This window comes from Rathayibacter sp. AY1C4 (assembly GCF_002932195.1).
GTDB lineage: Bacteria > Actinomycetota > Actinomycetes > Actinomycetales > Microbacteriaceae > Rathayibacter.
On sequence record NZ_PSWE01000020.1, the window covers coordinates 51,686 to 62,116 of the forward strand.

Genomic DNA, 10,431 nt, shown 5'->3' on the forward strand with positions numbered 1-10,431 from the left:
GCGTCGACTAGCGCTTCGAGAACTGGGACGCCTTGCGGGCCTTCTTGAGACCGGCCTTCTTGCGCTCGATGACGCGGGCGTCGCGGGTCAGGAAGCCCGCCTTCTTCAGGATCGCGCGGTTGTTCTCGCGGTCGATCTCGTTGAGGGCACGGGCGATGGCGAGGCGCAGCGCGCCGGCCTGGCCGGAGGGGCCGCCGCCGGTGATCTTGGCGACCACGTCGTAGGAGCCGATCAGGTCGAGCACCTTGAAGGGGTCGGTGATCAGCTGCTGGTGCAGCTTGTTGGGGAAGTACTCCGCGAACTCGCGGGCGTTGACGGTCATGCCGCCGTTGCCGGGGACGAGGCGCACGCGGGCGATGGCCTGCTTGCGTCGGCCCACGGCTGCGCCGGAGACGTTGAGGACGGCGCGGGGCGTCGTGGACGCCTCGGTGGCCGGGCTTTCGGTGGAGTAGCTCTCGGGAGCCACGTCGATCTGGTCTGCGATCTTCGCCACGGTGTAGGTGATCCTTTGTCTTCGAAGTCTGGGATGTCGGGGAGGGCCGGAGCCTACTGGGCGACCTGGGTGAAGGCGTACGCCTGCGGCTGCTGGGCCGCGTGGGGGTGCTCGGATCCCGTGTAGACCTTCAGCTTGCGCAGCTGGGCGCGGCCGAGGGAGTTCTTGGGGAGCATGCCGCGGATGGCCTTCTCGACGGCGCGGACCGGGTTCTTCTCGAGGAGCTCGGCGTACGTGGTGGCCGAGAGGCCGCCCGGGTAGCCGGAGTGGCGGTAGGCCTTCTTCTGGAGGAGCTTCTGGCCGGTGAGGGCGACCTTCTCCGCGTTGACGATGATGACGAAGTCGCCCATGTCCATGTGCGGCGCGAAGGTGGCCTTGTGCTTGCCGCGCAGGAGCGCCGCGGCGTGGGTGGCGAGACGGCCGAGCACGACGTCGGACGCGTCGATGACGATCCAGTCGTGCTGGACGTCAGCCGGCTTCGGAGAAAAAGTGCGAGTCACGTGAGTGCTGCTTTCTGGTCGGAGTGAGGTGTTCGTGGATCCCGCTCCGTGGCCGTTCGACCCGCGAGGGGCCGAACCGATCCGGTGGAGGGCTCAACTTCGGGCGCTCGGCACACGGCCGAAAACACCAAGGGTCGACATTACAGCAAAGCCCCCGTGCGGCCAAGCACGGATCGTGGCGGCAGGGGCTCCGGCGGCGGGAGGTGCGACCCGAGCCGCCACGGGTCGCGGGGCGCGGGCGCGCGCCCTCGCCTCACTCCGAGTCCTCCGGGTCCGGCCCCTCGGTCCGCACGGTGCGCTTCGCGCGGGTGAGCAGGGCCCGCTCGGCGAGCGCGTCGTCCTCGGGGTAGTCGACCTCGCGGAGGATGAGGCCGCGGGCCGGCATCACCGCGAACGCGTTGGTCCGTCTGGCGGCGTCCCGGAGCAGCGGGACCGCCCCCGCCTCGAGCTTCCCGGCGCCGACCGCGACGCACGCCCCCACGAGGGCCCGCACCATGCTGTGGCAGAAGGCGTCCGCGCGCAGGTGGGCGTGCAGGACTCCGTCGGCGTCTCGCTCCCAGGTGAAGTCGAGCAGGCTCCGGATGGTGGTGGCCCCTACGCGGGCACGGCAGAACGACGCGTAGTCGTGCAGGCCCAGGAGCGAGCGGGCCGCGGCCGACATCGCGTCGAGGTCGAGGGAGTCGGTGATCCAGGTGGTGTACGTGCGGTCGAGCGGGTGGCGCATCGAGGAGGCGTCGGCCAGCCGGTACTCGTACCGCCGCCAGCGCGCCGAGAACCGCGCGTCGAACCCCTCCGGCGCCTCCGTCACCCGGTGCACCGAGACGTCGGTGTACTGCCCGAGGATCCCGCGGAGCCGCCGCTCCAGGATCGACGCGGGCGGGAACGGCTCCTCCCCCGGTCGGCGCCGGCCGGTGCTGATGCGGCCCCACTGCTCGGGGGTGAGGTCGACGTGGGCGACCTGGGCGCTGGCGTGCACGCCGACGTCGGTGCGCCCGGCGACCGTCACGGTCGGGTGCTGCTCGGAGCGCAGCACCAGGGCGAGCGACTCCTCGAGCACCCCCTGCACGGTGCGGAGGCCGGGCTGCTTGGCCCACCCGGAGAAGTGCGAGCCGTCGTAGGCCAGGTCGAGGCGGACGCGGTGGAGCATCAGACGAGTCTAGAGCGCGCCGTGGTCGCGGCTCAGGCGACCGCGAGCGGGACGTCGACGGCCGCCAGGGCCGAGACCGCCTAGCCGACCAGCGTCGACTGCTCGCCGACCGAGGAGACGATCCGCGCCTCCCAGCCGCCTGCGAGCACGGCCAGCTCGGAGGGAGCGGAGGCGATGCCCTGCACCTACTAGGCGGCCGTGCCCAGCGAGACCGGCACGGCGCCGAGCGCCTCGCCCGCACCGGTGAAGGTCTCGACGAGGGGCCCGCGGTGCAGCGTCAGCACGACGACCGGGTCGCCGCCGTCGACGGCGTAGGAGCACGTGTCTCCCGCGGCGGTGATCGACACGGTGCCCGCCGTCGAGCCGGCCTCCTGCTCGACCAGGGAGGCGGGGAGAGCGGTCGCGCAGTCCACGCCCTCGCTCGACGGCACGGAGGGCACGGAGGACACGGTCGGTGCGGCCGACGGCACGGGGGTCGTGCTCGCGAGACCCGCCGACTCCGGCACGTCGATCACCTCGCCGGAGGCGCAGCCGCTCACTCCGCCCGCGAGTGCCAGGGCGAGGAGCGCCGCAGCGGCCGAGGAGCGCAGTCGCACAGGAGTCCTCCGAGGATCGTCGGGGCGGACCCCGGGAGCGCCGGTCGTGACGCGGCCGCACCCGACGAGCGCAGCCGTGCCATCGTAAGCGACGATTCGCGCCACTCGGCCCCGTGGAACGACGAGAGCCCCCCGCCCCGGAGGGGACGGAGGGCTCTCGGCAGAGGGGGCGTGACTACTTGGTCGCGCCGGTCTCCTCGACAGGAGCGTCCTGCGCGGCGTCCTCGACGGGAGCGTCCTGCACGGGCGCCTCCTCGACGGGGGTCTCCTCGGCAGTTGTCTCCTCGGCGGGGGCCTCGTCCACCGGAGCGGACACGGGCGCCGTGGCGGTGCGCGACTTCTTCGCCTTGGGCGTGACGGGCTCGAGGACGAGCTCGATCACGGCCATGGGCGCGTTGTCTCCCTTGCGGGGGCCGATCTTGGTGATGCGGGTGTAGCCGCCCTCGCGCTCGGCGACGAGCGGAGCGATCTCGGTGAAGAGCTCGTGGACGACCGACTTGTCGCCGATCGTCGCGAGGACGCGACGGCGGGCGTGCAGGTCGCCGCGCTTGGCGAAGGTCACCAGGCGCTCGGCGAGCGGACGAAGGCGCTTGGCCTTGGTCTCGGTCGTCTTGATGCTCTTGTGCGTGAACAGGGCCGCGGCCAGGTTCGCCAGCAGCAGGCGCTCGTGTGCGGGTCCGCCTCCGAGGCGGGGGCCCTTGGTGGGCTTGGGCATGGGTTTACTCCAGTACTAAAGGGGTGTCAGCAGGTCGGACGCGAGGAGCCGGGGCTCCGGAGCGGAGGACCTAGATGCTCTCGTCGTCGTAGCTGTAGAAGTGGGCGCCGTCGAACCCGGGGACCGAGTCCTTGAGCGACAGGCCGAGCTCCGTCAGCTTCTCCTTGACCTCATCCACCGACTTCTGACCGAAGTTGCGGATGTTCATGAGCTGCGTCTCCGAGAGGGCGACGAGCTCATTGACGTTGTTGATGCCCTCGCGCTTGAGGCAGTTGTAGCTGCGCACCGAGAGGTCGAGGTCCTCGATGGGCATGGACAGCTCGGTCGAGAGGACCGCGTCGACCGGCGCGGGGCCGATCTCGATGCCCTCGGCCGCGTTGTTCAGCTCGCGGGCGAGACCGAACAGCTCGGTCAGCGTGCGTCCGGCGGAGGCGATGGCGTCGCGCGGCGAGATCGCGGCCTTCGTCTCCACGTCCACGACCAGGCGGTCGAAGTCGGTGCGCTCGCCGGCACGGGTGGCCTCGACGCGGTAGGTGACCTTCAGCACGGGCGAGTAGATCGAGTCGACCGGGATCTGGCCGGCCTCGGAGAACTCGCTGCGGTTCTGGGTCGCCGAGACGTAGCCGCGGCCGCGCTCGATCGTGAGCTCGAGCTCGAACTTCGCCTTGTCGTTCAGCGTGGCGATGACGAGCTCCGGGTTGTGGATCTCGACACCGGCCGGAGCCGAGATGTCCGCGGCGGTGACCTGGCCGGCTCCCTGCTTGCGCAGGTAGGCGGTGATCGGCTCGTCGTGCTCGGAGGAGACGACGAGTCCCTTGATGTTCAGGATGATCTCGGTGACGTCCTCGCGGACGCCCGGGACGGTCGTGAACTCGTGCAGGACTCCGTCGATCCGGATGCTGGTGACAGCGGCGCCGGGGATGGAGGACAGCAGGGTGCGACGCAGCGAGTTGCCGAGCGTGTAGCCGAAGCCGGGCTCGAGGGGCTCGATGACGAAGCGGGAACGGAACTCCGAGATGTTCTCCTCGGTGAGCGTCGGACGCTGTGCGATAAGCACTGATGATTCCTTTCGATCACGTGTCCGCTATATGACACGTGCGTTTGCGAGGTGTGGAGTTGTGAAAGAAATGCGCGATCCGTCAGCCGGCCGCACTCCCCGCCCGGAGGCGGTTCGTGCGGCCGGCCGACGGCTGCGAGTGCTGCTTAGACGCGACGACGCTTGGGCGGGCGGCAGCCGTTGTGCGCCTGCGGGGTGACGTCGTTGATCGAGCCGACCTCGAGGCCTGCGGCCTGGAGCGAGCGGATCGCGGTCTCACGACCCGAGCCGGGGCCCTTCACGAAGACGTCCACCTTCTTCATGCCGTGCTCCTGAGCCTGGCGCGCGGCCGACTCGGCGGCGAGCTGGGCGGCGAACGGCGTCGACTTGCGCGAGCCCTTGAAGCCGACTCCACCGGACGAGGCCCAGCTGATGACGGCCCCGGAGGGGTCGGTGATCGAGACGATGGTGTTGTTGAACGTCGACTTGATGTGGGCCTGGCCCACAGCGATGTTCTTCTTCTCCTTGCGGCGCGGCTTGCGCGCGGCCGACTTGGGGGTAGCCAATTCTGTATCTCCTCTAGGTCCGTGTCGCCCGCGTTACTTGCGGCCGGCCTTCTTCTTGCCGGCGACGGTGCGCTTGGGTCCCTTGCGGGTGCGCGCGTTCGTCTTGGTGCGCTGTCCACGGACCGGGAGGCCGCGACGGTGGCGGAGGCCCTCGTACGAGCCGATCTCGACCTTGCGGCGGATGTCGGCGGCGACCTCGCGGCGGAGGTCGCCCTCCACCTTGTAGTTGCCCTCGATGTAGTCGCGGAGCGAGACGAGCTGGTCGTCGCTGAGGTCCTTGACGCGGATGTTGCCGTCGATCCCGGTGTCGCTCAGGGTCTTGAGCGCGCGAGTGCGGCCGACACCGTAGATGTAGGTCAGTGCGACCTCCACGCGCTTCTCGCGCGGGATGTCTACTCCTGCCAGACGTGCCATTGTGGCTTCTCCTGTGAGTGAGTGGAGGTGTGAAGCAGCACCGGTGCCTCGGCCTCCGACCGAAGGTGTCCTCGCCGTCCACCCCGGGGTCGCCGGGGTGCTGCGCGATTTCTGGTGCTGCGGGTGTGTTCAGTTGTGCAGTAGAGGCGGCACGCCGCCCCTGCGCTCCCTCGCGGAAGCAGCGGGACTAGCCCTGGCGCTGCTTGTGGCGGGGGTTGCTGCTGCAGATGACCATCACGTTGCCGTGGCGGCGGATGATCTTGCAGTGGTCGCAGATGCGCTTGACGCTGGGGTTGACCTTCATTGTTCTTGTCCTTGTTTTCGCTGGCGTCGTGCTCCCGGCGGATGCCGGGGCCGTTCCTTACAGGACACGCACGTCGCGAACGTCAGCGGAGCGAACGCCTACTTGTAGCGGTAGACGATCCGGCCGCGGGTCAGGTCGTAGGGGCTCAGCTCCACGATCACCCGGTCCTCGGGGAGGATCCGGATGTAGTGCTGACGCATCTTGCCCGAGATATGGGCGAGAACTTTGTGTCCGTTGGTCAGCTCCACGCGGAACATCGCGTTGGGGAGCGCCTCGACAACCGCACCTTCGATTTCGATGACACCGTCTTTTTTGGCCATAGCCTCACTGTCGTTCGGAAGTAGTGTGTGTACTGGTCGTGCGAATGTTTCCGCGACGAGCCACCACCGGGCGAGAGCCCGGATCGGGGTTCGCGGGCATGCCGGAGCACGCGCAAAACACCAAGGGTCGATGCTACGCGAATCGCGGCCGTTCCGCCACCTCGGGCGTGTCGCCCCCTCCTCCGCCTCCGCGCCCGACGCGCGCCCCCTGCCGGGCCCCGCGTCCGCCGCCGCCTAGGCTGGCTCCGTCGAGCCGGAGGGAGAGCACATGGCGCGCACGACGAGGTCCGCGACCGCGAGGCGGAGCTGGTACTCGCACCCGGTGGTGACGATCCTGGCGGCCATCGCGGTCATCGCCCTGGTGCAGACCTTCTTCGTGAAGGTGTACACGGTGCCGACCGGCTCGATGGAGAACACCCTCCAGGGCGGCGGGTTCTTCGGCGACCGCATCCTGGTCGACCGCACCCTCGCCCTCCAGGGCGGGCCGGAGGAGGGGCAGATCGTCGTCTTCTCGCGCGACGCCGACTGGGGCGCGAGCGACGAGGCCGGCAGCCCCCTCTCCGAGATCGTGAAGACCTTCGGCGACGTCACCAGCATCGGCCCCTCGCACGAGGAGTTCCTCGTCAAGAGGCTGATCGCCGAGGGGGGCCACACCGTCTCCTGCTGCGACGCCGAGGGGCACGTGCTGGTCGACGGGAAGCCGCTGGACGAGTCCTACGTGTTCGAGGACTTCCCCTTCACCGCCGGGACCCTCGACTGCACGACGAGCCCCGCGTCCCTCCGCTGCTTCGACGAGTACACCGTCCCCGAGGGCTCCCTCTTCGTCCTGGGCGACCACCGGTCGAACTCCAACGACTCGCTCGGCGAGTGCCGCGGCGCCGGCGGGCCGATCGACACGTGCGTGAAGACCGTGCCGATCGACAGGGTCACCGGACGCGTCTTCGCCGTGGCCTGGCCGCTCACCCGCTGGCGGCTGTTCTAGCGCTCCACCCGAGCCGCCGCAGACGACGAGGTCCCCCGCCGGAAGCAGGGGACCTCGTCGTCGTTCACCGCCGTGCGGCCACGGGACTAGCCGCGGACGACCGCCACGACCCGGTCGAAGAGCGGGTGCTCGGGCGTGAGGCCGGTGATCTCCGCCACGAACTCCTCCGGGCTGAGCGCGGTCAGCTTCTCGTGGAGCTCCACGCTCTGGGGGTCCTCGGGCACGTCGAAGCGGAGCGCGGCGCCGATCGCGGCGAGCAGTCCCTCCGGCGTGCGCCCGCGCTCGGCGAGCTCGGCCGCCGGTCCGATGAAGCGCTCGTGCCGCGACAGCTTCCGCAGCGGCTGGCGTCCCACCCGGTCGACCGTGTCGGTCAGGTACGGATTCGCGAAGCGCTTCAGCGTCTTCTCGAGGTAGGCCTGCTGCTCCTCGTCGCTGAAGCCGTGCTTGGCCACGATGAGCGCCTTGGTGTCCTCGAGCGCGGCCTTGACCGCGTCGTGCACCTCGGGCATCGCCAGCGCGTCGGAGAGCTTGTGCGCTCCGGCCGCGAAGCCGGTGTAGGCGGCCGTCGCGTGGCCGGTGTTCACCGTGAAGAGCTTCCGCTCGATGAAGGGCTCGAGGTCGTCGACCCAGGTCGCGCCCGGGATCTCCGGCTCGGCGCCCTCGAACGGAGTGCGGTCGACGACCCACTCGAAGAAGCTCTCCACTGTCACGTCCAGGCCCTGGCCCGGGTCCTGGTTCGGGACGATGCGGTCCACCGCGGTGTCGGCGAAGACGGCGCGGGTGCGCAGGCGCTCCCACTCGTCCGCGCCGAGGTTCGCGGCGACCTCGGTCTGCAGGAGGCGCGTGGCGTTGATCGCGTTCTCGCAGGCCATGACCGCCAGCCGCGGCGCCGACTCGTCGCGGGCGGCGAGGCCCTTCGCGATCACGGGGGCGACGAAGCGCAGGATGTTCGGGCCGACGGCCGTGGTGACGATGTCGGCGGCGGCGATCTCGCGGACGAGAGCCTCCTCGTCGGCGGCCGAGTCGATCGCCCGGAAGCGGTCGACGACGTGCGTGGCCGCCTCCTCCCCCACCTCGTGCACCTCGTAGCTGTCGGCAGCGCCGAGGCGGCCGATCAGCTCGGAGTTGACGTCGGCGAAGACGAGCTCGTAGCCGGCGCCGTGCAGGATCAGGCCGACGAAGCCGCGGCCGATGTTGCCGGCGCCGAAGTGGACGGCGGTGGGCATCAGGAGTTGACCTCGCCCAGCAGACTGTAGAGCGACTGCGCGTCCGGGGCGTCGAGGAGCTTCTGCACCTCGTCCTCCTCCGAGAAGATGATCGCGATCTTGGAGAGGATCTCGAGGTGCTCGTTGTCGACGCCGGCGATGCCGACGACGAAGCGCACCTCGTTGCCGTCCCAGTCGATCGGCTGCGCATAGCGCACGAACGAGAGGGCGGAGGAGCGGATCTCGTCCTTCGCGTCGTTGGTGCCGTGCGGGATGGCGAGCAGGTTGCCCATGTAGGTCGAGACGGTCGCCTCGCGGGCGAGCATGGCCTCGTAGTAGGCGGGGGTGACCGCGCCGACGCCGACCAGCATGTCGGCGGCCTCCTTGATGGCGGCCTCCTTCGTGGTGGCGGTGCCGGAGGCGTCGATCTGTCCGATGGTGAGCACGTCGCTCATGGGGTGCGTCCTTCCGTGGAGGTGCTGACAGCGAGGGAACCCGCAGGGGCGAGCGGAGCGTGTCCGCCCTGTCGCACCCTACGGGTTCCCTCCGAATGGTTGGCGTACTACTTGCGGTGCTGCTCCGCGACCAGCGAGACGACCTCGTCGTACTTCGGGCTGTTCATGAAGTTGTCCACGGAGACGTGGATCGCGCCCGGGGTGCGCTGGCGGGCGCGCTCCGTGAGCTCGGCCTGGGTGATGACCAGGTCCACGTCGTCCTCGAGAGCGGCGATCGCCTTGTTGGTGACCGTGACGTCCTCGAAGCCCGCCTTCTTCATCTTGTTCCGCAGCACCGAGGCGCCCATCGCGGACGAGCCCATGCCGGCGTCGCAGGCGAAGACGATGTTCCGGACCTGGGTCGCGGTGGCCGTGGCCCCCGCGGTCGAGGCGCCGGCCGAGTCCTGCGGAGCGTTGGCGCCGCGGGCGTTGATGAGCGAGCCGACGGCGCTCTCCTTGCCCTTGTTCGCCTCGTTGGCGGCGACGGCGGCGGCGAGCTTGTCGTCGCCCTCCTGCTCCGCGGCCAGGTCGCGCTTGCGGCCGGACCGGATGATGACCGAGGCCACCAGGAACGACACGGCGGTCGCGAGGATCACCGAGAGGATGACGCCGAGGAAGCTGTCGTTCGCGGTCTGCAGGAGCACCGCGATGATCGAGCCGGGCGAGGCGGGGGCGCGGAGGCCGGAGTTGAACGCGACGTTCGTCGCGACACCGGTCGCACCGCCGAGGATGACGGCCGCGAGCAGCGCCGGCTTCATCAGCACGTACGGGAAGTAGATCTCGTGGATGCCGCCGATGAAGTGGATGATCGCCGCGCCGGGAGCGGAGGCGCGGGCCGCGCCGACGCCGAAGAACGCGAAGGCCAGGAGCACGCCCATGCCGGGGCCGGGGTTGGCCTCGAGGAGGAAGAGGTAGGACTTGCCCGCCTCCTCCGCCTGCTGGACGCCCAGCGGCGTGAGGATGCCGTGGTTGATGGCGTTGTTCAGGAAGAGGATCTTCGCCGGCTCGATGAAGAGCGAGGTCAGCGGGAGCAGGCCCGCGTTGACCAGGAACTCCACGCCCGCACCGAGGGCGGTCGAGAGGCCGACCACGAGCGGCGCGACGCCCGCGAAGGCGAGGAGCGCGAGGAGGAGGCCGAGGATTCCGGCGGAGAAGTTGTTGACCAGCATCTCGAAGCCGGGCTTGATCTTGCCGTCCCAGATCGAGTCGACCTTCTTCATGAGCCACGCCGACAGCGGGCCCATGATCATGGCGCCGATGAACATCGGGATGCCGGCGCCGACGATGACGCCCATGGTCGCGATGGTGCCGACCACGCCTCCGCGGGCGCCGTAGACCATGCGGCCGCCGGTGTTCGCGATGAGGAGCGGGAGGAGGTAGGTGATCATCGGGGCGACGAGGCCGGTATTGACGACGTCGGGATCCGTGCTCCAGCCGCCGAACTGCTGGACCCAGGTGGCGTCGATGCCGAGGAGCGGGAGCCATCCGGTCTGGATGAAGAGGGCCGTGATGAAGCCCCAGGCGATGAAGGCCGCGATGTTCGGCATGACCATTCCCGAGAGGAAGGTGCCGAAGCGCTGGACGTGGACGCGCGCTCCACCGCGCGTCGACGTCGCTGACGTCGTTGTCATGTGGTGTGTTCTCCGATTTCTAGGGGCG

Annotated in this window: 14 protein-coding genes; 1 reads left to right on the forward strand and 13 read right to left on the reverse strand. The window is 69.7% G+C overall.

The annotated features are described in order from the left end of the window. Positions 1-7 precede the first annotated feature (7 nt). The 10 genes from rpsI to infA all read right to left on the reverse strand — a co-directional run bounded on the left by rpsI (position 8) and on the right by infA (position 6,091). Positions 8-493: a 30S ribosomal protein S9 gene (gene rpsI, locus C5C99_RS11410; RefSeq protein WP_104225004.1), complete on the reverse strand. Its 486-nt coding sequence runs from the start codon at positions 491-493 to the stop codon at positions 8-10. 53 nt (positions 494-546) lie between these two features. Next, complete coding sequence (gene rplM, locus C5C99_RS11415) at positions 547-993, reverse strand: 50S ribosomal protein L13 (protein WP_104225003.1); 447 nt, start codon at positions 991-993, stop codon at positions 547-549. Positions 994-1,246: 253 nt separating this feature from the next. Next, a complete protein-coding gene (locus C5C99_RS11420) occupies positions 1,247-2,140 on the reverse strand; it encodes a tRNA pseudouridine(38-40) synthase TruA (protein WP_104261555.1) in 894 nt (297 codons plus the stop codon). A gap of 188 nt (positions 2,141-2,328) precedes the next feature. Beyond that, positions 2,329-2,736 (reverse strand): hypothetical protein, encoded by a 408-nt coding sequence (locus tag C5C99_RS11425; RefSeq protein WP_104340091.1) that lies wholly within the window; start codon positions 2,734-2,736, stop codon positions 2,329-2,331. A gap of 175 nt (positions 2,737-2,911) precedes the next feature. Continuing rightward, positions 2,912-3,451, reverse strand: a complete 540-nt coding sequence (gene rplQ / locus C5C99_RS11430) for a 50S ribosomal protein L17 (protein WP_104225000.1) — start codon at positions 3,449-3,451, stop codon at positions 2,912-2,914. A gap of 70 nt (positions 3,452-3,521) precedes the next feature. Beyond that, entirely contained in the window at positions 3,522-4,508 is a 987-nt protein-coding gene (locus tag C5C99_RS11435; RefSeq protein WP_104224999.1) for a DNA-directed RNA polymerase subunit alpha, read from the reverse strand. A 146-nt stretch (positions 4,509-4,654) separates the two neighbouring features. Continuing rightward, positions 4,655-5,053 carry a 30S ribosomal protein S11 gene (gene rpsK, locus C5C99_RS11440; protein WP_055787170.1) on the reverse strand — a complete coding sequence of 133 codons (399 nt, stop codon included), beginning with the start codon at positions 5,051-5,053 and terminating at the stop codon, positions 4,655-4,657. 33 nt (positions 5,054-5,086) lie between these two features. Then, positions 5,087-5,467 (reverse strand): 30S ribosomal protein S13, encoded by a 381-nt coding sequence (gene rpsM / locus C5C99_RS11445; protein ID WP_068251511.1) that lies wholly within the window; start codon positions 5,465-5,467, stop codon positions 5,087-5,089. A gap of 187 nt (positions 5,468-5,654) precedes the next feature. Then, positions 5,655-5,771, reverse strand: a complete 117-nt coding sequence (rpmJ, locus tag C5C99_RS11450) for a 50S ribosomal protein L36 (protein WP_055787164.1) — start codon at positions 5,769-5,771, stop codon at positions 5,655-5,657. 98 nt (positions 5,772-5,869) lie between these two features. Then, positions 5,870-6,091, reverse strand: coding sequence for a translation initiation factor IF-1 (gene infA, locus C5C99_RS11455; protein ID WP_022883252.1), 222 nt, complete (start codon positions 6,089-6,091; stop codon positions 5,870-5,872). Positions 6,092-6,359: 268 nt separating this feature from the next. On the opposite strand from infA, the gene lepB reads away from it, so the two are divergent. Continuing rightward, the gene (lepB, locus tag C5C99_RS11460) at positions 6,360-7,073 is read left to right on the forward strand and encodes a signal peptidase I (protein ID WP_104269409.1); all 714 of its coding nucleotides are present in this window, start codon (positions 6,360-6,362) and stop codon (positions 7,071-7,073) included. A gap of 86 nt (positions 7,074-7,159) precedes the next feature. Here lepB and C5C99_RS11465 read toward each other — a convergent pair whose 3' ends face one another. The 3 genes from C5C99_RS11465 to C5C99_RS11475 form a co-directional block, all read right to left on the reverse strand. Further along, positions 7,160-8,299: a mannitol-1-phosphate 5-dehydrogenase gene (locus C5C99_RS11465; protein ID WP_104319577.1), complete on the reverse strand. Its 1,140-nt coding sequence runs from the start codon at positions 8,297-8,299 to the stop codon at positions 7,160-7,162. Further along, on the reverse strand, positions 8,299-8,733 hold the full coding sequence (locus C5C99_RS11470; RefSeq protein WP_104224996.1) for a PTS sugar transporter subunit IIA: 435 nt from the start codon (positions 8,731-8,733) through the stop codon (positions 8,299-8,301). The genes C5C99_RS11465 and C5C99_RS11470 overlap by 1 nt, the downstream gene beginning before the upstream one ends. Positions 8,734-8,840: 107 nt before the next feature. Next, the gene (locus tag C5C99_RS11475; RefSeq protein ID WP_104319576.1) at positions 8,841-10,403 is read right to left on the reverse strand and encodes a PTS mannitol transporter subunit IICB; all 1,563 of its coding nucleotides are present in this window, start codon (positions 10,401-10,403) and stop codon (positions 8,841-8,843) included. Positions 10,404-10,431 lie beyond the last annotated feature (28 nt).